Below are 19,632 nucleotides of genomic sequence, written 5' to 3' on the forward strand. Positions count from 1 at the left end.
TCAATAGAGTCCGGGGTGTTTCTTATTGCGCGGGATAAAAGCGGAAAGTTAATTACTGATCCTTTAGAGATTAAATTTATGAAGAAATTATGGACTGGTTTTATTCAAATGCTTAATGAGAAATGAATAAGAGCTAACTTTAAAATTAAGAAAGCTCTTCTAAATGTATTATTTTAACTGTCTAAGTGCATGTTTTAGAGCAGTGCGTAAGCCCTCTTCAAGGGTGGGATGATAAAAAGGTTTTTCTAAAATATCATTTAAAGTTAATTCTTCACTAATGATCCAGCTTAATAGGTGAGCCATATGTTCTGTTGCTTCTGTAAATAACTCGGCACCAAGTAGTTTTTGAGTTTCTCGTTCTATATAAACTTCAATAGCACCTTTATTTTTTCCTAGAACAATAGCTCTTCCTTGTCTTTCATAAGAAACTTCACCCGTAACAAAATCTACTCCATTATCTTTTAGCTGCTTATAACTTTGCCCTACAATTGCCATTTCTGGATGACTAAACACTATTCCTAATGGAGTGAGAGTCTTAACTGATTTAACTTGTGGATAATTCAGACAGTTCTGAACGACTTTTTTGCCTTCATGGGCAGCTTCATGTTGTAGTGGCGTTGAAGTATAAGCATCCCCAACAATAAAAATTGGATAGTTATCTAGTTGTTTTGTTTTAGCATTTATAGGTAATAACTTAATATCCTGAAAAGATTTATCAATATTCTCTAATTTTAGTGTATCTAGTAAGCTTGAACGGCCTGTTGCAGATAATACATACTCAGCTTGAATAGACTTTTCTTTTTCATCAAATTTATAATTCAGTATAACACCATCAGAAGTAGACTTTACTTCGGTCGGTAATGTCTCAAATAAAAATTTTAACTCTTTACTTAACTCTTCTTGAGCAAGTTGCTGTAATTTAGAGCTAGTAAATATTCCAATTCTTTTACTACGAGCAAATATAGTTGTTTCCACTCCTAACCGATGCATAGCTTGTGCGATCTCAAGAGCAATTACTCCACTTCCAATAACGGCAATAGATTTAGGTAGAGTATCTAATTCAAATATTTGATCTGTGGTAATAAGACGATCACCTAATTCTTGTTTCCATGTTTGATCATAATTAGGAGTGGAACCAACCGCCAGAATAAAGCTTTTTGATTGGTATTGTTTACCATTCACTTCAATAGTTTCTGAATCAATAAAATGTGCTTTACCTGAAATTTTATGTTCAGTTGGCCATTGCTCTACATCTTTAAGGGTCGCCTTCGTAAAGCGGTCACGTAAGGTTCTTACATGCTCCATAACCTGATCAGTATTAATATCTACGGAAGCACTCAGTCCAACTTTTTGAGCATTTTGGATGTCATACATACGATTTGCTGTAGAGATAAGAACTTTACTTGGCATACACCCTACACGTGCGCAAGTGGTATCCCATGGTCCATCATTTATAATTAAAATATTATTGGTATGTTTAACGGCTTCTTTATATGCGCTAATACCAGCAGTACCTGCGCCAATGATAATTATATCGAACATTGTGATTAAGCTATGCTAATAGATATTTAGAATATATAGAAAAACCCTCTTGAACAGAGGGTTTGGTTCTAATTATTTAGCTTTAAAATGTAAATTTTTGCTCAAAAGGTGATTTTAAAGTAGTTGAAACAGTTCCATTTTGATTAATAGACTGACCTTCAATATTTATACTATTAATTACATGTTTGAAATTTAATATAGTTCCATTCGGAGACTGTTTAAAAGTGAAAATATTTTGTCCTTCCAGATAGATGCTACCATTAAATTTCTGTGTATTTGTTGTTGGAGATTGATTCTCAACGCGACTTCCTTCAATACCAGTAATACTTGGTAAACTCAATACTTGATTACCGCTGAGTTTCACTTGATATGTCGCATTATTCGTATTCCCAGGAGTCGAATTTATAACAAATGAAATTGGTTCTGCGTAAGGAACATTAGGGTTATCATTGATAAGTACGTTAAAACCAGATCCCCCTTGAATTACGTATAGATCACCATCAGTTGATGTATTATCTTTATATACGCTCATTGCACCTGTAGTGACTTCTTTTTCGGTTGGTTGACCTGTTTGTGGATCTTGAACAGTAGTCGTTGTGGTAATTTTATAATCGCTTGTCGTTGAGTTAATTAATACAAATCTCTTTTGTTTGGTTTGTTGAAGTCCCCATGATTGTTGGAATGGATATGCAAAAGCTCCAGTAATAGTTACATCTTGGAAATTTTTATCCTTATTTTCATTTTCAAAAATATAAATTCTGGTATTAGATTGATATTCCTGTAGATTTGGTGAGATATTGTCAGATGCTAGTTTAATATTCTTTAAATCATCTGCTGTAATATCAAAATCCCAATCATTATAACCTGTAAATAATGATTTTATTTCTTCCCCTTTAAAAATGTAGCAAGCGCGATAGTCTGTAGTACTATTAATAAAACATTTGTCACGATAGTGATCTGAATATTGAGTGAGATCTACTTTTCTAATATCTAGAGTTAACTTTAAGGGTCCTTGTGCGAAAGTATCTAATGCATGATCGATATAACCTTTTGATAAGTTTTCATCATTAAGGTCATAGGCACCAAATAAATATTTTCCTTCTTGCTGTACGCTTTTTAAAACAGAAGTAGCCAACTCTTGATCTGTTGATGGTGTGGTTGGTGTCGTTGTAGAGCCAGAATTTGAATTTTGGTTATAGTAGCCATCACCGCCACCTCCACCACAAGCTGTCAAAAAAGCAGCCAGAGTAATCCCACATACCCCATGAGTAAGTTTCATCATTATCCCCAATTAAAATGATAAGTTATTTAAAATAATTTTTTAGATTTATAAAATAACATAGATTTCATGAGGTTGCTCATTATATTTATGAGCGGTTAGCTAATCAAATTCTTGTACCCATAGTTACTCCAACCGTAGGTTTTACTTGAATTGAGGAGCATGCTGTAAGAATTAAACAGCTTAAAAGTGCGAATATGAACTTATTCATAAAAATTAATAAATGATTCAACAAAAGACTTAAATACTTTAGATTAACATTATTATTAGTTCTGTTGAATTTGTGCAGACTTATGCAAAATAAGTTATTCAAAAACCCTACTTTAAGGAACAAATAGGGTTTTATAGAATATTAATTTCTTAAAATTAATCGTCTAACAAATCCATTTGTTTTGCTAATTGATAAAGATTGTTTGAACGGTTTCCTGTACGGCAGAACATAAGTACAGGTTTTGGAAGTTCATTATAGTGATTTGCAAAAGTACGGACATCAAGCTCAGTAATTTGACCTGCAACTACAGGTTGGTAAACGTAATCTAGACCTGCTTGACGTGCTGCTTCTTCAATTTGAGCACTTGTTGGTTGCTCTGGACCGCCTTCCATGTCAGGACGGTTATTTATAATAGATTTAAATCCTTTTTCTACAACTTGCTCCACATGTTCTGGACCAATTTGACCTGCGAAACCAACATTATCTGACATTTCGTCACTCCAAAATTTAATAAAACCTCTTATGCTGTATCATAGCATTAAGCTTAACCTGAGATACAAGACACTAAAACGTTGTTCCTACATAGATAAAAATTATGTAAAAGAACAGCTATAGATTTTTAAAAAGGCGATCAGGATGTTTTTTGTAAATTCATTACTTCGACCATAATGCCACGGAGCACATATGCACGCTTATACGGTTGAGCCTTTATATGTTCCATGTGATCAGGAAATGATCGCAGCTGACTTTTATATTCCAAAAACAAATAATAAATCTGCGGTAATTATCATGGCACATGGTTTTGCCGGATTACGTCAATTCAAGCTTATCCAATATGCCCAGCGTTTTGCTCAGGCAGGCTATGCCGTTATTTTATTTGATTATCGATATTGGGGAGGGAGTACAGGTAAGCCACGAGAGATGATTTCTATTAATTCTCAACTTGAAGACTGGAAGACCATTATTCAATACGCGTCTACCTGTAAATTAATAGATAATCGAAGAATTGTTTTGTGGGGCACATCTTTAAGTGGAGGATATGCTTTAAGTCTAGCTTCTGAACTGAAAAATATTCAGGCGATTATGGTACAAATTCCATATGTAGATGGTGCAGAAACTGCAAAACTATATCCGTTACAGCGTTACCCCCAAGCTTTGAAGTTATCGAGCCAAGATTATATGGGTTCAAAAATGGGCCTTAATCCAAAGAGATTACCTGTTGTTGATCAACTTAAATTATGTTTTATGCCAACAGCAGATAGTTACTATGGGTATTTGTCGATTGTAAATCCAGATTATTATTGGGGTGGTGAAGTACCGGCACGTGTATTTTTTAATTTGATGCGTTACCGTCCAATTCAACTCGTACGTCAGATTAATATTCCCGTTTTATTTATTGCTGCTCAGCATGATTCTTTGATCCCGATTGAGTCGAGTCGTGAAACTGCGACTAATATTGCACCTTTTGTGAGTTATCATGAATGGGATATGAAACATTTTGATATTTATCATGGCTCATGGTTTGAAAAAGCAGTGACGACCCAATTAGAATTTTTACATCAGCATATAGGAGTGATGTAAATGATTATTGTATGTGCATCGTGTGGTGCAAAAAATAGAGTGCCAGAGGAAAAACTTAGCGCGCAACTGAGTTGTGGTCAATGCCATCAGCCATTACTTCCGCTTGCACCGATTGAGTTAAATGAACAAAACTTTAGTAACTACATCACAAATAGTGATCTGCCTATTTTGATAGATTTATGGGCAGAATGGTGTGGACCTTGTAAAATGATGGCGCCACATTTTGCACAAGTTGCAAAACAGAATCCACGTGTCATTTTTGCCAAGATTAATACCGAAGAGTCTCCTCGCTTAAGCCAAGCGTTTAATGTGAGAAGTATTCCTACCCTTGTATTAATGAATAAAACCACAGAAGTTGCTCGAATGAGTGGTGCATTACGCGCGCCTGAATTGCAACAGTGGCTAGATCAACAACTTCAAACGAATTTCGGGAGCTAAGGTGTCAGAAGCTTATACCAAACCAGAAGGAATTTTATCCTTACAAACGATTGCCATGCCAGCAGATACAAACTGGAGTGGTGATGTGTTTGGTGGATGGATCGTGTCGCAAATGGACTTGGCTGGAGCAATCCACGCGGAACGCTTTAGTCGTGGACGTTGTGCCACGATTTCCATTAATCAGATGACCTTTTTGGTTCCGGTAAAAGTAGGCTTTGTGATTAGCTGCTATACTAAAATCTTAAAAGTGGGTAATACCTCTATTCAAATGCAAATTGAAGTTTGGGATAGTCATGATGATTCTCGTGCTCCAATTCGTATTACCGAAGGGGTCTTCACTTTTGTCGCTGTTGATGTAAAAGGTAACAAGCGCCAAATTCCAGAAGAGGCGAAACAAAAGTTTTTAGAAACTCAATAAAACGTATTATAAAGCCTGAATATCAGTATTCAGGCTTTAATTTTTGTCACTAAAACATTGTATTAGAGTTTTTACTTTGCTGTGGAATGTTTTGTATCACATCCCAATGCTCTACGATTTTTCCATTTTCTACCCGGAAAATATCAACAATTGCTCTGCCTCGATCTTTTTCGTTTTCAGTAGAATGGACATGTAAAACAACCAAGTTGCCTTCTGCGATTGCACGCTTAATTTCATTTTTTGCTTGTGGATTTTTCTGGAATTTCTCAGTAAAGAAATTAACGAATGGTGCTTTCCCATCAGGAACATTAGGGTTATGTTGTATATATTCATGACCAATATAACGGTCGGCATATTCTTTAACTTGATGTTTTAAAAAGACACCTTCATAGAAATCGGTTACGATTTTTTTATTCTGGGCGCTTATTTTATCTGCTGCTTCAGTTTTAGTTTGAATAATTTTACTGGTTTTGTTTGTAGGTTCGGCAGCTTGAGTAGCCACTGCTGTAAATATAAAACTGGTAAATAACGAGGATAGAATCAGTGTTCTTTTCATTGTGACCTCAAGATATAAATTTGTAGTTTTATATCTTGAGGTAAATAACAATCTAAAAATATTTTAAATTAGTTATCATTTCTTACGTTTAGGTAACCATGCCCAGAGCATTTGGCATTGGATTGGTTCGTTGCCTGCATCATCAATGACAGTAACAGGAATGACAAGTTCGCCTTTTTCATGATCAGCAATATATTTTTGCTGTTCGATAGAGAGCGTAGCCGTTGCTGTTAAACCACCTTCAACCACTTTTAAATAATCAACATGTAATGATTTGATTAATAAAATACGGTTATCAGGAATATGTAAACCCGTTAAAAAACCTGTTGCAGTCTCTGCTAAAAGTGCCATTGCAGCAGCATGAACACCTTTAATATGGTTCTGCATGTTTTTATGGTTTTCTAAGCGAACAGTCACATGGTTTACATCTACTTCTAGATAGCGAATATTGGCTGTACCCACCATTGGCACAATACGGCCAAATGCCTTGCTCCAAAGCGTACTTCGAACACCTTTAGGAAATTTTGAAGTTGCTTTTACCAGTTTTAATAGTCGATTGGATTGAGACATGGGATTACCTTAAATTTGAATGTCACTAAAAGATATTAATCTTTAAAGTTATTAAACTGTAATGGCACACCAAATTGTTGTTCACGTAAAAAAGTCATGACTTGTTGTAAAGTGTCACGTTTTTTATCGGTTACACGGATTTTGTCGCCTTGAATAGAAGATTGCACTTTAACGCCGCTTTCTTTAATGGCTTTATTAATTTTTTTTGCTGTATCAGAGTCAAGGCCATCTTTAAGTTTAATGACTTGTACAAAATTTTTACCTGAAGCAGCAGCTTTTTGCGGATCTAGTGCTTGCACATCAATTTTACGTTTATAAAAATGGTTTTCTAACATGTTATAAACTTGTTCACACTGGAAATCGCTTTCAGTGCTGATTTTTATCTCTTTATTTTTTTCGTTTAGTTCGATAGAAACATCGTGACCACGGAAGTCAAAGCGTGTTGCAATCTCTTTTTGTGTGTTTTGAACCGCATGATTAACTTCAAATAACTCTAATTCAGAAACAATATCGAAAGAAGGCATGGTTTAGACCTTTACAAAGTGAAAGAATATTTGAGATGCTAAGAGGGTTTTCTTCATTTGCCAAGTGTTGTTTACATCAAAGGAGTGCACAATGATCCGTAAACAAGAAATTACAACATTTGAGTTCCCAGAAAATGCTGTTATCTGGGATGTCCGTGATTCAAGTGCTTATGCAGAAGGGCATGTTAAAGGTGCGATAAGTCGCCCGATTAATGATTTAAATGCTGATATTTTGAGCCAAGTCGCTGCGGATCAGCCGATTTATATTTTATGTGGTGGTGGTAGCAAAGCTCCTCGTGCAGCTGAGAAACTAGAAGACTTAGATGCCTCGCGTGAATATGTCGTGCTGATGGGGGGGACGCGTGCAGCTCGTGATGCAGGTTTACCTCTAGAGCAGGGCGCATAAAAAAAAGCACCTTCGGGTGCTTTTTTATTGGAACCAAATTTTCTCAAGCGCACTATTGAGATTTAAAATAAGGTTTCCTTGGTTTAACTTTCTTTTGAAAGCGTCGAGTACTTAATTTCTGTAATAGACTTTCCGGGACAGGACAAGTCTCTCCTAAAATTTCCGCTACAAGTACTTCACTGCAAAGCGGTGCAAATAAAAAGCCCTTTGAACCTAACCCTGCAAAAGTTGAAATACGACGTTCATTCTGTATTTTACCTATTACTGGGAAATAATCTGGGCTTTGGGCCCGAACCGCTGCTCGACCTTGCCATTGTTCTACAGGTGGCAATTGTTTTGCATAAGTAGGGAAGATGCTGTGGATTAATTCAAAGTTATGCACATGATCGTCGCTAAGTACATCTTGATCTTCTCGGTTCGGATAGAAAGATGCCCCTAAAATGAGTTGAGATGAGTCAAGCTGCATGCAGTAGCCACCATAGCTATATGCTTCATGCAAAGGTAGAGGTGCAAATGAGTTATTAACCCAGCTCACTTGTCCACGTATTGGCTTTAAAGGCGGGTAGTTCTCAAATAAAGCGGCACTTTCTCGGGCACAGCAGACCACAACATGATCTGCCTCTGCAATAACATCATTATTAGTCTTTAATTGAACTGTATTGTCAAAAGATTTGAGTGCCGTGATATTAGCAATTTTTAATTCAATACCTGAATGCTGCAAAATTTCATCACGTAACTGGTGTGGAGAAACTGCTCCAGCCTCATTTAATACAATATGGGGATAGTCTGATTCAAGTGAGCTTGTTTGATGCGTAACAATATCAGCAGGATATTGATCAGCAAGATCGAGAAGATCTTGGGCATTTTTTAATGCCATTTGCTGTATTTGAATTGGGCGAAATGCCTGAAAGTTTTTATAGAAATTCAGCGCATGTTGCCAGCTTAAAGTCATTAGATGCTCATGACTTTGTTCAATCGGGCAGAGCTTTGGGTTGAGCAATGCTAGAGGGTTGCCAGAAGCTCCTGATAAAGGCGCTGTACGCTCGAATAGGGTAACTTGATGCCCACGCTCAGCAAAAGCCCATGCTGTGCTTAAACCAGCGATTCCTGCGCCAATAACGGCAATATGCTGCTGTTTAAAATTGAAAGTATGATTATCTGGTTCTAGTGCAGTGTCTTCACTTAACGGTGCTTTCCAAACTGCTTTAAGCATTTCACGTTTATGCCCGAAGCCGCGAGGACGTGAAATATCAATGTCATGGGCTTTTAGTCCACGTTTGAGAACACCCGCTACACTAAATGAGGCAAAGGTAGTGCCATAGTCAGAAAGACGAACAATATTGTTTAAAACGTTTTGTTCCCACATGTCTGGATTACACGAAGGTGCAAAACCATCTAGGAACCAAGCATTCACTGCTTTCGTTTTTACCATACTTGGAAAAATATCTTGTGCATCTCCTAACCATAGGTCGATGCTAAAACGTTCCTCGGGAAAACTTAAACGATGGCAGCCAGCCAGAGGTAAGGGATATTGCTCAATAAGTTGTTTAGCAAGCGGTTTAAGTTCATCCCATACATTGAGAGCACGAATGAGGTCTGTTTTACTTAATGGAAATTTTTCTACACTAATTGCATGTAAATGACTGTGGTTATTGGGGCGGACATGTTGCCAAAGCTGCCAGAGTGCAAGAATATTTAAACCAGTTCCAAAACCAGTTTCTCCTACACTAAAATATTCAAAGTCTTGTAAATTGGCTAATCGTTCTGATAGGTCATTGCCATTTAAAAATACATGTCTTGTTTCAAGTAGACCATTATCTTTAGAAAAATAGACATCACCAAATTGTTTGGAAATGGGCACCTCAATACCATCAATAGATACCCAATCCAGCTCAGCAGTTTGTATATGATTTGATTTGTTCATTCGGTTTAATAAGTCGCTCAGGTTTACCACTGACGACGACGTTTTGTATGAATATAACTAGCGATAAAGAAACCAAGGAGTACGCCACCCGCTAGAGTTACCGCACCATATAAAAACATTTGTGCGCTACGTTCGCTCTGTAAAACTTGCACCTGAACAGACAAGTTATCGTTTTTTAGCTGTAGCTCTTGGTTTTGTGCAAGTGCTTCAAGGTTTGCATGTTCTAACTGTTTAAGGCGAGATGCTTGATCTTGAACTAAAGCTTTGATTTTTGCATCTTGCTGCTGCTTATTCTTTGCGATTTGTTCTGCTGTAAGCGGCTGTGCTGTGGCTGCCGTCGTGGTAGCCGCGGGTTTAGCTATAGTTGCAGCAGTAGGTGCTGGTTTGGCAGCCTGAGTTGAAGGTGCAGTTGTTGGTGTTGCTGGTGTCGCAGCAGGTTCAACTGCGCCAGCAGTTGAACATATCAAACACAAGCCAAGAAAGCTTTTGGTTGCAAGCTGCATGCGTTTACCCTTTTGGAAATGCTTTATTAAACGGTTTGACATCAATATGGCTATAGATACCTTCTTTCATGAATGGTTCTTCTTTTAACCATTCATCTAAAGCTTCACGGCTATCAAACTCTACGATCATGGTACTGCCATAAAAACCAGCCTGAGGATCATTCGGGTCTTTAGGCATAGCTCCAGCGGCAACAAGACGACCTTCATCATCAAGCTTTTGTAAACGTTCGATGTGTTGAGGGCGAACTGCTAAACGTTTCTCTAGAGTTCCTTCGTTATCGGTACAGCTTAGAACAAAAAAAGGCATGTCATCGTATCTCTATAATCAAACCGAAATAACATTAAGCTTCTGGTGACTTAAAATGTTTACGTAAAATAATGAACTGAATAATGATAAATGAAAACATGACGATCATGTCACCAAATGCGGTAAATTCGCCCCAATATTTTCCGCCGTGAAATAAAAACGCGAAGAAAATATGTAAACCAGACATGACGACAAACATTGCAGCCCAAGCAAAATTTAAGTTTTTCCAAGCTTTTTCGCTTAGGTCTAAAATCGGGTCAAATAATCGTTTAATAAGCGGCTTACGTTCTTTACCAAACCAAGGTGAAACCAAGAAAGCACCAGCAAATACCAAGTTCAAAATTGCAGCTTTTAAACGAATATAAAAATCATCGCTTAACATGAGCGTAATACCACCAAAAATAACGGTCATAAACAATACAAACCATTGTTGTTTATCTAGACGGAATTTTTGGAAAATAAATAAGGCGCCATATACCACAAGCATTGAAATAATTAAGCCTGTTGTTGCGACAAGAATATTATTGTTATTTACACCGCCAGTGGAACCGATCAGTTTAAGCAACGGGTGATGAGCATTTGCAGGATCAACAGTTTTATATAAATAGAAGAAAATAATTAATGGAACAAAGTCCAGAAGTGCTTTCATGTTAGAGTATCTGATCAGGTTTGGTGAATGGCATAGTATAAAAGATGCAAGGCATAGATTTACATACACATAGCAATATTTCTGATGGAACTTTGTCTCCGGAATTGTTGGTGCAAGCTGCTGTGGATGTGAAGTTGAATACTTTAGCACTCACGGATCACGACACAATGGATGGCTTGCAACGTGCGAGAAATGCTGCACAAGCTCATGATTTACAAATTATTTCTGGTGTGGAAATTTCAAGCCAATGGTCTAGACCAAGCACAAAAAAAAGCTATGGTGTACATATTGTGGCTTTGAACATGCAGGATGAAGCACCAATTTTGGAAGCATTAGAACAACAAAAAAGAATTAGAGCACAAAGGGCTGAAGTTATTTGCGAACTATTAAAAAAGTGTATTGGCTTTGATATTTACCAAGATGTGCTTGATAAAGTTGAAAATCAACCAGACCGTATTACCAGAACCCACATTGCTAAAACCTTGGTTGAAAAGAATGTGGTGAGTCGTCCTCAACAAGCTTTTGATCGTTTTTTAAAAGAAGGTAAGCGCGCCTTTGTAAAGTTTGAAGGATTGGGCTTAAAAGAAACAATTGAAGTTATTCATAACAGTCAAGGTTTGGCAGTTTTAGCTCATCCAACTCGTTATGATTTGTCGGCAACTAATACGCGATATCTGATTGAGTTATTTGCCAGTTGTGGTGGAGACGCTGTGGAGTTGCCGCCTCCTGTAGATCCATTATCTACTCGCCAAATGATTGATCGTATGATTGATCAGCATCATTTGGCTGTTTCAATTGGCAGTGATTTTCATGGTGAAAATATGCCATGGATTAAATTAGGTAATACCCCTAAACCAAAAAGTGACCAGCAGGGGATTTGGGAGCGTTTTCTCTAATACAGCTCTAGAGCAAGTTGTTATCTTGAGCTTGAATTGGAGGAGGCGTTGGTTTCCCCAGCGTTCCTAAGAGTTCAATTTCGATATTACGTACCATTGCATCTAAAGGTAAATCATTACTTTGAGTACCAAAAGGCTCTTCAATTTCAGAGCTTAGGGCATCTAGACCTAAAAATGTATATGCCAAAATTCCAACCAGTAAAGGTGTAGCTAATCCAAGCAAAGAACCCAAACTAAATGGCAGCATAAAACAGAAAAAGTAAACAGTGCGGTTGAGCAAAACTGAATAGGCAAAAGGTATAGGCGTATTTGCAATACGGTCACAGCCAGTCTGTACCACACTTAAATCTGCAACATTCTTATTCATTTGAGCATAAATAATATCTGAGATTTCGCCTTCTTTAAGCGCTTGTAATAATTCCCACTGAATAAGGCTAAGCGTATATTGTGGCGCGTTATTTTGTTGATATAACTGGGTTAATGCTTGTTGACTCATGCCACTAGTTTGAATTAACTCAGTTGGGTTGGCTGTTTGGCGGCGTAAACGGTCGCGTAATACGTTTGCAAAAACAATAACATGGTGAATGACACGTTCGCGGCGAGCCTGAGTTAAAATACGGCAGTCTCGATCAAAATGACGTGAAGTTGCGATCAGGACACCCCATAGTTTGCGTGCTTCCCACCAACGGTCATAACATGCAGTATTTTTAAAACCTAAAAAAATAGAAATGACCACGCCAATTAGGGTAAAACTAACTAAAGGAATTTCTGGAAAACGGTAGAGATTGATATATTCAACTCCACCAATGATTGACGAGATCAACATGAGTACCCCTAAAGAGGGTAGAATTTTTGGTAATATCGTCCCTCGCCAAGAGAATAAAACTTTAAAAATACCAGGCTGTTCACGAACAATCATTTTATTTTAAACGTCGCTATTTTTGTTTTTGATATTCTAAGCTTAGTGAAGCTTTGTCAATATCATTGAACGGCTATTGGGATGGGGTTGAGCAGTTGTTGTTCAGCAAATGAAAAGCTACCCTCTGGTGAGATAATAAAATGGTCCAGTAAAGGTATTTCAACCAACTGACAAGCCTGTTGAAGTTGCTGTGTAAGTTTAATATCTTCAGGAGATGGCTGAGCGGAACCAAAAGGATGGTTATGTGCTATTACCAGTTGGCAAGCATGTTGTTGTAAGGCATAACGTAAGGTTTGATTCACTGAGACTGCACAGTGCTGAATTGATCCAAAAAATAATTTTTTAAAATGCAGTTTTCTTAATTCAGCATCTAAGCAAAGTACTGCGAAGACTTCTTGTTTTTCACCTTTTAATTCATAGCGCAAATAATCCAAAACTAAATCAGAAGAATGAAGACTAAGATTATTTTTCTGAAAGTGATGATCGAGATAACGCCGTCCAAGTTCTTTTACGGCCAGTAATTGCGAATACTTGGTGGCTCCAATACCATTAAATTGAGTCAATTCATTGAAAGATGCATCAAAAACGGCATTTAGGCTTCCAAATTGTTGAATCAGTAAGCGTGCGAGTTCAACTGCTGAATGTTGGCGTGAACCTGAGCGAAGAAAGATCGCAAGTAATTCAGAGTCAGAGAGGCTTTGAGGGCCTTGCTGTAATAACCGTTCTCTTGGTCGTTCTTGTTCTGGCCAATTTTTAATAGAAGTATTCATATTCCCCAGCAATATTTTGCTTAAAATTTTATTTTGTTTGCCCAATCAATCTTGGGTCTGCGCGTATTTAATGCTATTGTGAGCGCCACTGCAACAGTAAGGTATCCTGTTCGTGAGCTTTGATTTAAGTGTTATTCCTCATAAAAACATTGTTTTAGCTGTTACAGGTGGGATTGCTGCCTATAAGAGTGCCATTTTGGTCCGCCGTCTTAAAGATTATGGCTTTGACGTTCGGGTTGTGATGACACACGGAGCTCAAGCATTTATTACCCCTCTAACGTTTCAGGCTCTTTCTGGAAATCCTGTACATACCGAACTCTTAGACCCTGAGGCTGAAGCTGGAATGGGCCATATTGAATTAGCTCGTTGGGCTGATTTGTTACTGGTTGCTCCTGCAAGCTGTGACACCTTGGCTAAGTTTGCTAATGGTTTGGCAGATGACTTACTCAGTACTTTGTTTTTAGCCACTAAAGCACCTGTGTGGGTTGCTCCAGCAATGAATCAGCAAATGTGGGCTGCAAAAGCAACTCAGCGTAATTTGCAAACGCTAGTTGAAGATGGCGTGCATGTGATTATGCCAGATTCAGGTGAACAGGCTTGTGGTGATGTGGGTTTAGGCCGTATGCCAGAACCAGAAGAAATAGCCCGTCAAGTGGCTGGTTATTTCCATCAGGCCCAACGCGCCATTGCTGAAAAATTTGGTTTGTTGGCTGGTAAGCGAGTTGTGATTACTGCTGGACCAACACGTGAAGCGATTGACCCAGTTCGTTATATCTCAAACCATAGTACTGGAAAAATGGGCTTTGCTTTAGCGGCTGCATGTTATGCGGCAGGGGCAAAAGTCACTTTAATTGCTGGTCCTGTAAGTTTAGATACACCAAATGGTGTTCAACGTGTCAACGTTGCATCTGCACGACAAATGTTAGATGTCAGCATGAACTCACTTGAGACTGGTTGTGATATTTTCATTGCGACAGCGGCAGTGGCCGATTATCGCGTTGCGGAAGTCGCTGAGCACAAGATTAAGAAAGCAGGGGATGAACTGAATGTTTCCCTTGTGAAAAATCCGGATATTGTGGCAACCATTGCAGCTCAGGAAAAACGTCCATTTATGGTGGGCTTTGCTGCCGAAACGCAAAATGTTGAAGAATATGCAGCAGGTAAACTGGTTGCTAAAAAACTAGACATGATTGCGTGTAACGATGTTTCTCGTGCTGATATTGGTTTTGCTTCGGATGAAAATGCGATGACTGTTTTCTTTGCCCAAAGCTACCATATGAAAAAGCGTGAGTTAGAGAAAGCATCTAAGCAAGAAATTTCTCAACAATTGGTTGAAGCTATTTCGGATGCATTACGCCGTAAATAAATTTTGAGCTTAATAAAAAACCGCGAATAAATCGCGGTTTTTTTATAGGCTTATTTAGACAATCAAGGAATTTCATCTTCAAATTCAGGTTTAACCTGAACGATGAAGTCTTGACGGTTAAGACCACGCCACAACGCAAATGCTGTACCGATATAAATTGAAGAGTAAGTACCCACAAAGACACCCACAAACATTGCAACAGAGAACCAATGTAAGCCATCACCACCCAAGAACATCATTGCGAGTACAACAAGCAATAAGGTCATTGAGGTATGGATGGTACGACGTAAAGTCTCAGTTAAAGCAATATCTACGATTTCACGTGGAGTCGCGCCGCGAATCTTACGGAAGTTTTCACGGATACGGTCTGAAACAACGATGTTATCGTTAAGCGAGAAGCCAATCACTGCAAGTACCGCAGCTAATACGGTAAGGTCAAATGGCCATTGGAATAATGCAAATGCACCAATAATAATGATGATGTCATGAAATAAAGACATTACGGCACCCATCGCGAGTTTAAACTCAAAGCGAATGGTCACATAGATCAACATTAAGATAAGCGCAAGAGCAACCGCTCCAGCCGAACGAACATAAAGCTCATTACCCACCTGACCGCCTACAGAGTCCACTTTATGAACTTCGGCAGCGTTATTTGGTAATTGCACAGCTTTAGTAATCGCGTTATTAAGATCTTCAACCTTAACTTCTTGTACCGGCATACGCACGAGTAAGTCTTTATTACTACCTAGCGTTTGTACTACTGCATCTTTAAAACCAGCTTTGTCGAGTGCCTGAATAACGTCAGACTGATTTGCTGGTTGTGCATAGTTAAGCTCGGCAGAAACACCACCTGTAAAGTCCAAACCTAAATTAAGACCTTTAGTCGCGATAAAGAAAATACTCGCTAAAGTAATAAGGATCGAGAAGATTGCTGCTGGTTTAGCAATCTTCATGAACGGGATGATTTTTGCATCATCCGGACGACCATATTGTTTTGAAGGCTGTTGAGTCACTTTAGTCATCATAGATCTCCTTAAATGCTCAACTTTTTCAAATTACGGCGTTTACCATAAATGAGCTGTACGATAGCACGTGTTACTGTAATTGCAGTAAACATCGAACATACAATACCAATCATTAATGTTACGGCGAAACCTTTAATCGGGCCTGTACCAATTGCAAATAGAATGAATGCAACAAGGAACGTGGTTAAGTTCGAGTCAAAGATGGTGTTATAGGCTCGATCATAACCTGCCACAATGGCCTGTTTGGGTGAGGCACCCCAGAGCATTTCCTCTCGAATACGCTCACATATCAGTACGTTGGCATCGACCGCCATACCAATGGTAATAACGATACCCGCAATACCCGGTAAGGTGAGGGAAGCTCCTATCCAAGACATCACGGTTAAAATCATTGCCAAGTTAAATACAAGTGCAAAGTTCGCAATTAAACCGAATACGCGGAAGAACACGACCATCCAGATTGCAACAAGTAAGAAACCGATTTGAGTTGAGAGTACACCTTTATCAATGTTTTCTTGACCAAGGCTTGGACCAACAACACGTTCTTCAACGAAGTACATTGGCGCAGCTAAAGCACCAGCACGCAGCATTAATGCAAGTTCAGATGCTTCTTGAGGAGAACTTAAACCAGTAATACGGAAAGTTGAACCTAAAACAGCTTGAACTGTTGCAGCGTTAATTACGACAGACTCTGTATATGGCGTACGAACTTCTGTTTGAGCACCAGTTTTTGGATCTGTAACGTAGCTAATCTTTTGCTTGTTTTCGATGAACAATACCGCCATGCGTTTACCAACAGCATTACGGGTTGCATCTGACATGAGCTTACCACCAGCACTGTCGAGTGTAATATTTACTTCGGCACCGCCAGAGTCTTGGCTAAAGCCAGAGCTCGCATTTTGAACACGTTCACCAGTCAAGATACGGTTACGTTGCAACAAAAGTTGACGACCGCTATCTAAAGATTGATAAGCGAAAACTTCTGTACCCGGAGGTAAAGGTTGACCGTTATATTTACCTGTATATGGGTCAATATATTGATCATTTAAGTCAGATACCAAACGGAATTCGAGGTTAGCAGTACGGCCTAAAACACGTTTAGCTTCTGCTGTATCTTGAACACCTGGTAATTCAACGACAATACGGTTGCTACCCTGACTTTGTACTAATGCTTCTGCAACACCAAGTTCGTTAATACGGTTACGTAGTGTTGTTAAGTTCTGATTGACTGCATATGCCTGAATTTCTTGACGACGTACATCGGTATAAGAGAGTTTTAAGGTAGAACCTGTCGCGCTCGCTAATGCCTGTTGGGTATATTCATTACCATTACGGCGTAAAAAATCCATTGCTGCATCACGATCAGCGTTGTCAGCAAATTGAACAGTGATCACATTATTATTTAACGCAAGATTGTTAAATTTAATTTTGTTTTCACGGAACTGACGACGCAAATCAGTTGCAGAGGTTTCCATACGTTGGGAAATGGCTTTGTCCATATCTACTTCTAGCAAGAAGTGGACACCACCACGTAAGTCCAAACCAAGTTTCATTGGTTTAGCCCCAATTTTTTGCAACCATTCTGGTGTAGTTGGTGCAAGGTTTAGGGCAACAACATATTGATCACCTAAGTCACGGCGTAATACTTCTTTTGCTTTTAACTGCGCTTCAGAAGAGCTGACACGCAAGAGTGCAGCATTATTTGTAAAAGTATTATCGTGGCTCGCAATATTTGCTGTTTTTAAAATTTGCTCTGCTTTTTGCACCACACTTTGATCAATTTGGGTACCAGCTTTGGCACCGGAAATTTGAACTGCGGGCTCATCCGGATATAGACTAGGCAGTGCGTATAATGTACTGACTACCAGAACAACCAGAATCAGTAAATATTTCCATGCAGGGTAACGCATTCGCTTTCTTCTTAAATGAAAAAGCCGTGCTAAAGCACGACTGTTTTATGATTAAAGGTTATTTAGAGTGCCTTCAGGTAATACAGAAATTACGCTGGCACGCTGAATTTTTACTTCTACACCACGGTTAAGTTCAACAACCGCATAGTCACCTTCAAGTTTGGTTACTTTGCCCATTAAACCACCAGCAAAAACAACTTCGCTACCTACACCTAAGCTTTCGATTAAAGAACGGTGTTCTTTTGCGCGTTTTGCTTGAGGGCGCCAGATTAAAAAATAGAAGATTGCAACGAATACAACAATCATCAAAATGTTTGGCAAAAGACCCGGGCTTTGGGCTGCTGCTGGAGCTGCATGTGCAGTAGAAATGAACAAGCTCATTTTAATTTCCTAAAGTTAAAAAATATGAGTCAGATACCTGACATAATCCTAATTCGTTTTGCAATTTACCTTGTCTTGCGGTTGAGCGCAAATCTCGCTTATTCATCGACAGGGCAAGGTGGAACTTCTAATCCGCGGCGGGCATAAAAGTCCTGAACAAATTCATCAAAAGTGCCATTATCTAATGCATCACGCATACCTTCAGTTAAACGTTGGTAATAACGTAAGTTATGAATGGTACCAAGCATAGATGCTAACATCTCTCCACATTTTTCAAGATGGAACAGATAAGCACGGGTAAAGTTCTTACATGTGTAGCAATCGCAGTGTGGGTCAAGAGGCCCTTGATCATGGCGATATTTACTATTACGAATACGTACCAGACCATCAGTGACAAAATAATGACCATTACGTGCATTACGAGTCGGCATTACGCAGTCAAACATATCGACACCACGGCGCACCGCTTCAACGATATCTTCAGGTTTACCTACGCCCATTAAGTAACGAGGTTTGTCCGTTGGCATTTTGTTTGGAAGATAATCTAGAACTTTGATCATCTCTTCTTTTGGTTCACCTACAGATAAACCACCAATTGCATAACCATCGAAACCAACTTCAAGTAAGCCATTTAAAGATTCATCACGTAAGTCTTCATACATGCCGCCTTGAATAATGCCGAATAAGGCATTTTTATTTTTAAGCTCATCGTGGTGATGCGTTTTACAACGCTTTGCCCAGCGTAAAGAAAGCTGTAATGATTTTTGTGCTTCTTCGTGTGTTGCAGGGTACGGTGTACATTCATCAAAAATCATGACGATGTCAGAGTTCAATACATGCTGAATTTCCATTGAAATTTCAGGCGATAAAAACACTTTTGAACCATCAATCGGAGAGCGGAAGGTAACACCTTCTTCCTTAATTTTACGCATAGCGCCAAGACTAAATACTTGGAAGCCGCCAGAGTCAGTCAAAATTGGCTTATTCCATTTTATAAAGTCGTGCAATCCGCCGTGTTGCTTGATTACTTCAAGGCCCGGGCGCAAATATAAATGAAAGGTATTACCTAAAATAATTTGTGCCTGAATATCTTCGATATCACGTGGCAACATGCCTTTGACTGTACCGTAAGTCCCCACTGGCATAAAAACAGGTGTTTCAACAACACCGTGTTCTAAAGTTAAACGACCACGACGGGCACGACCCGACTGACCTAATTTTTCAAACTTCATCTAAAAATCCTGAACAATAGCAAGCAATACCGTAGGGCAGTGCAAGGGCGAAAAAACAGTTCGCTGCTAAATAAGGGCTATAACATGATGAGCTTTAAACGGGAAGACCAATTTAAAAACACAAATAGCCCTAAAAATAAGAGGGCTATTTTCCTTGATTCTGCCAAGTAGTTCTACTACTAAATGTAGCTGGCTATAAAATAGGTCAATTTTCCGATTGAA

22 protein-coding genes are annotated in these 19,632 nt (G+C 38.7%); 6 read left to right on the plus strand and 16 right to left on the minus strand.

Annotated features, from left to right (window positions below; genetic code table 11):
* Positions 1–168: 168 nt before the first annotated feature.
* From B554_RS0106740 to B554_RS0106750, 3 genes are all read right to left on the minus strand, one after another.
* A complete protein-coding gene (locus B554_RS0106740) occupies positions 169–1,542 on the minus strand; it encodes a dihydrolipoyl dehydrogenase (protein ID WP_019457448.1) in 1,374 nt (457 codons plus the stop codon).
* Positions 1,543–1,624: 82 nt separating this feature from the next.
* Complete coding sequence (locus tag B554_RS0106745) at positions 1,625–2,821, minus strand: hypothetical protein (protein WP_019457449.1); 1,197 nt, start codon at positions 2,819–2,821, stop codon at positions 1,625–1,627.
* A 366-nt stretch (positions 2,822–3,187) separates the two neighbouring features.
* Positions 3,188–3,523, minus strand: coding sequence for a TIGR01244 family sulfur transferase (locus tag B554_RS0106750; protein ID WP_004705641.1), 336 nt, complete (start codon positions 3,521–3,523; stop codon positions 3,188–3,190).
* Positions 3,524–3,716: 193 nt separating this feature from the next.
* Here B554_RS0106750 and B554_RS0106755 point away from each other — a divergent pair, with 193 nt between their 5' ends.
* From B554_RS0106755 to B554_RS0106765, 3 genes are read left to right on the plus strand one after another with little or no spacing between them, the layout of a single operon-like run.
* Positions 3,717–4,613 (plus strand): alpha/beta hydrolase, encoded by an 897-nt coding sequence (locus tag B554_RS0106755; protein WP_019457450.1) that lies wholly within the window; start codon positions 3,717–3,719, stop codon positions 4,611–4,613.
* Positions 4,614–5,051, plus strand: a complete 438-nt coding sequence (trxC, locus tag B554_RS0106760; RefSeq protein WP_019457451.1) for a thioredoxin TrxC — start codon at positions 4,614–4,616, stop codon at positions 5,049–5,051.
* A gap of 1 nt (position 5,052) precedes the next feature.
* The gene (locus B554_RS0106765) at positions 5,053–5,469 is read left to right on the plus strand and encodes an acyl-CoA thioesterase (protein ID WP_002051216.1); all 417 of its coding nucleotides are present in this window, start codon (positions 5,053–5,055) and stop codon (positions 5,467–5,469) included.
* A gap of 49 nt (positions 5,470–5,518) precedes the next feature.
* On the opposite strand, the gene B554_RS0106770 is transcribed toward B554_RS0106765, so the two are convergent.
* The 3 genes from B554_RS0106770 to B554_RS0106780 all read right to left on the minus strand — a co-directional run bounded on the left by B554_RS0106770 (position 5,519) and on the right by B554_RS0106780 (position 7,119).
* Complete coding sequence (locus B554_RS0106770; protein WP_019457452.1) at positions 5,519–6,025, minus strand: ester cyclase; 507 nt, start codon at positions 6,023–6,025, stop codon at positions 5,519–5,521.
* A gap of 75 nt (positions 6,026–6,100) precedes the next feature.
* Complete coding sequence (locus B554_RS0106775) at positions 6,101–6,595, minus strand: DUF4442 domain-containing protein (RefSeq protein WP_019457453.1); 495 nt, start codon at positions 6,593–6,595, stop codon at positions 6,101–6,103.
* A 35-nt stretch (positions 6,596–6,630) separates the two neighbouring features.
* Positions 6,631–7,119, minus strand: coding sequence for a YajQ family cyclic di-GMP-binding protein (locus B554_RS0106780; protein ID WP_002051423.1), 489 nt, complete (start codon positions 7,117–7,119; stop codon positions 6,631–6,633).
* 91 nt (positions 7,120–7,210) lie between these two features.
* Between B554_RS0106780 and B554_RS0106785 the strand changes: the two genes are divergently transcribed.
* Positions 7,211–7,525, plus strand: a complete 315-nt coding sequence (locus tag B554_RS0106785) for a rhodanese-like domain-containing protein (protein ID WP_019457454.1) — start codon at positions 7,211–7,213, stop codon at positions 7,523–7,525.
* 52 nt (positions 7,526–7,577) lie between these two features.
* Here the strand turns inward: B554_RS0106785 and mnmC are convergent, their stop codons facing one another.
* Genes mnmC through B554_RS0106805 form a run of 4 tightly spaced genes read right to left on the minus strand, consistent with a single transcriptional unit; the run spans position 7,578 to position 10,908 of the window.
* A complete protein-coding gene (gene mnmC, locus B554_RS0106790) occupies positions 7,578–9,449 on the minus strand; it encodes an FAD-dependent 5-carboxymethylaminomethyl-2-thiouridine(34) oxidoreductase MnmC (RefSeq protein WP_019457455.1) in 1,872 nt (623 codons plus the stop codon).
* Positions 9,450–9,472: 23 nt separating this feature from the next.
* Complete coding sequence (locus tag B554_RS0106795; protein WP_019457456.1) at positions 9,473–9,952, minus strand: hypothetical protein; 480 nt, start codon at positions 9,950–9,952, stop codon at positions 9,473–9,475.
* 4 nt (positions 9,953–9,956) lie between these two features.
* The gene (locus B554_RS0106800; RefSeq protein WP_019457457.1) at positions 9,957–10,259 is read right to left on the minus strand and encodes a YciI family protein; all 303 of its coding nucleotides are present in this window, start codon (positions 10,257–10,259) and stop codon (positions 9,957–9,959) included.
* A 34-nt stretch (positions 10,260–10,293) separates the two neighbouring features.
* The gene (locus B554_RS0106805; protein ID WP_019457458.1) at positions 10,294–10,908 is read right to left on the minus strand and encodes a septation protein IspZ; all 615 of its coding nucleotides are present in this window, start codon (positions 10,906–10,908) and stop codon (positions 10,294–10,296) included.
* A 44-nt stretch (positions 10,909–10,952) separates the two neighbouring features.
* On the opposite strand from B554_RS0106805, the gene B554_RS0106810 reads away from it, so the two are divergent.
* On the plus strand, positions 10,953–11,804 hold the full coding sequence (locus B554_RS0106810; RefSeq protein WP_019457459.1) for a PHP domain-containing protein: 852 nt from the start codon (positions 10,953–10,955) through the stop codon (positions 11,802–11,804).
* Between the two features lie 7 nt (positions 11,805–11,811).
* Here the strand turns inward: B554_RS0106810 and B554_RS0106815 are convergent, their stop codons facing one another.
* A complete protein-coding gene (locus B554_RS0106815; protein ID WP_019457460.1) occupies positions 11,812–12,723 on the minus strand; it encodes a bestrophin family protein in 912 nt (303 codons plus the stop codon).
* Between the two features lie 62 nt (positions 12,724–12,785).
* Positions 12,786–13,505, minus strand: a complete 720-nt coding sequence (gene radC / locus B554_RS0106820) for a RadC family protein (RefSeq protein WP_081400323.1) — start codon at positions 13,503–13,505, stop codon at positions 12,786–12,788.
* A gap of 100 nt (positions 13,506–13,605) precedes the next feature.
* On the opposite strand from radC, the gene coaBC reads away from it, so the two are divergent.
* The gene (gene coaBC, locus B554_RS0106825) at positions 13,606–14,859 is read left to right on the plus strand and encodes a bifunctional phosphopantothenoylcysteine decarboxylase/phosphopantothenate--cysteine ligase CoaBC (RefSeq protein ID WP_019457462.1); all 1,254 of its coding nucleotides are present in this window, start codon (positions 13,606–13,608) and stop codon (positions 14,857–14,859) included.
* Between the two features lie 62 nt (positions 14,860–14,921).
* Here coaBC and secF read toward each other — a convergent pair whose 3' ends face one another.
* From secF to tgt, 4 genes are all read right to left on the minus strand, one after another.
* Positions 14,922–15,887 (minus strand): protein translocase subunit SecF, encoded by a 966-nt coding sequence (gene secF, locus B554_RS0106830; protein WP_019457463.1) that lies wholly within the window; start codon positions 15,885–15,887, stop codon positions 14,922–14,924.
* 8 nt (positions 15,888–15,895) lie between these two features.
* Positions 15,896–17,797 (minus strand): protein translocase subunit SecD, encoded by a 1,902-nt coding sequence (gene secD / locus B554_RS0106835; protein ID WP_019457464.1) that lies wholly within the window; start codon positions 17,795–17,797, stop codon positions 15,896–15,898.
* 51 nt (positions 17,798–17,848) lie between these two features.
* Positions 17,849–18,178: a preprotein translocase subunit YajC gene (gene yajC / locus B554_RS0106840; RefSeq protein ID WP_000051669.1), complete on the minus strand. Its 330-nt coding sequence runs from the start codon at positions 18,176–18,178 to the stop codon at positions 17,849–17,851.
* 98 nt (positions 18,179–18,276) lie between these two features.
* On the minus strand, positions 18,277–19,410 hold the full coding sequence (tgt, locus tag B554_RS0106845; RefSeq protein ID WP_019457465.1) for a tRNA guanosine(34) transglycosylase Tgt: 1,134 nt from the start codon (positions 19,408–19,410) through the stop codon (positions 18,277–18,279).
* Between the last annotated feature and the right edge of the window lie 222 nt (positions 19,411–19,632).

This window comes from Acinetobacter sp. GG2 (genome assembly GCF_000292385.1).
Classification (GTDB): Bacteria; Pseudomonadota; Gammaproteobacteria; order Pseudomonadales; family Moraxellaceae; genus Acinetobacter; species Acinetobacter seifertii.

Bases quoted from the DNA above. Each gene is read 5' to 3' on its own strand.
- B554_RS0106740 (WP_019457448.1), bottom strand. From the start codon at position 1,542: ATGTTCGATATAATTATCATTGGCGCAGGTACTGCTGGTATTAGCGCA.
- B554_RS0106745 (WP_019457449.1), bottom strand. From the start codon at position 2,821: ATGAAACTTACTCATGGGGTATGTGGGATTACTCTGGCTGCTTTTTTG.
- B554_RS0106750 (WP_004705641.1), bottom strand. From the start codon at position 3,523: ATGTCAGATAATGTTGGTTTCGCAGGTCAAATTGGTCCAGAACATGTG.
- B554_RS0106755 (WP_019457450.1), top strand. From the start codon at position 3,717: ATGCACGCTTATACGGTTGAGCCTTTATATGTTCCATGTGATCAGGAA.
- trxC (WP_019457451.1), top strand. From the start codon at position 4,614: ATGATTATTGTATGTGCATCGTGTGGTGCAAAAAATAGAGTGCCAGAG.
- B554_RS0106770 (WP_019457452.1), bottom strand. From the start codon at position 6,025: ATGAAAAGAACACTGATTCTATCCTCGTTATTTACCAGTTTTATATTT.
- B554_RS0106775 (WP_019457453.1), bottom strand. From the start codon at position 6,595: ATGTCTCAATCCAATCGACTATTAAAACTGGTAAAAGCAACTTCAAAA.
- B554_RS0106780 (WP_002051423.1), bottom strand. From the start codon at position 7,119: ATGCCTTCTTTCGATATTGTTTCTGAATTAGAGTTATTTGAAGTTAAT.
- B554_RS0106785 (WP_019457454.1), top strand. From the start codon at position 7,211: ATGATCCGTAAACAAGAAATTACAACATTTGAGTTCCCAGAAAATGCT.
- mnmC (WP_019457455.1), bottom strand. From the start codon at position 9,449: ATGAACAAATCAAATCATATACAAACTGCTGAGCTGGATTGGGTATCT.
- B554_RS0106795 (WP_019457456.1), bottom strand. From the start codon at position 9,952: ATGCAGCTTGCAACCAAAAGCTTTCTTGGCTTGTGTTTGATATGTTCA.
- B554_RS0106800 (WP_019457457.1), bottom strand. From the start codon at position 10,259: ATGCCTTTTTTTGTTCTAAGCTGTACCGATAACGAAGGAACTCTAGAG.
- B554_RS0106805 (WP_019457458.1), bottom strand. From the start codon at position 10,908: ATGAAAGCACTTCTGGACTTTGTTCCATTAATTATTTTCTTCTATTTA.
- B554_RS0106810 (WP_019457459.1), top strand. From the start codon at position 10,953: ATGCAAGGCATAGATTTACATACACATAGCAATATTTCTGATGGAACT.
- B554_RS0106815 (WP_019457460.1), bottom strand. From the start codon at position 12,723: ATGATTGTTCGTGAACAGCCTGGTATTTTTAAAGTTTTATTCTCTTGG.
- secF (WP_019457463.1), bottom strand. From the start codon at position 15,887: ATGATGACTAAAGTGACTCAACAGCCTTCAAAACAATATGGTCGTCCG.
- secD (WP_019457464.1), bottom strand. From the start codon at position 17,797: ATGCGTTACCCTGCATGGAAATATTTACTGATTCTGGTTGTTCTGGTA.
- yajC (WP_000051669.1), bottom strand. From the start codon at position 18,178: ATGAGCTTGTTCATTTCTACTGCACATGCAGCTCCAGCAGCAGCCCAA.
- tgt (WP_019457465.1), bottom strand. From the start codon at position 19,410: ATGAAGTTTGAAAAATTAGGTCAGTCGGGTCGTGCCCGTCGTGGTCGT.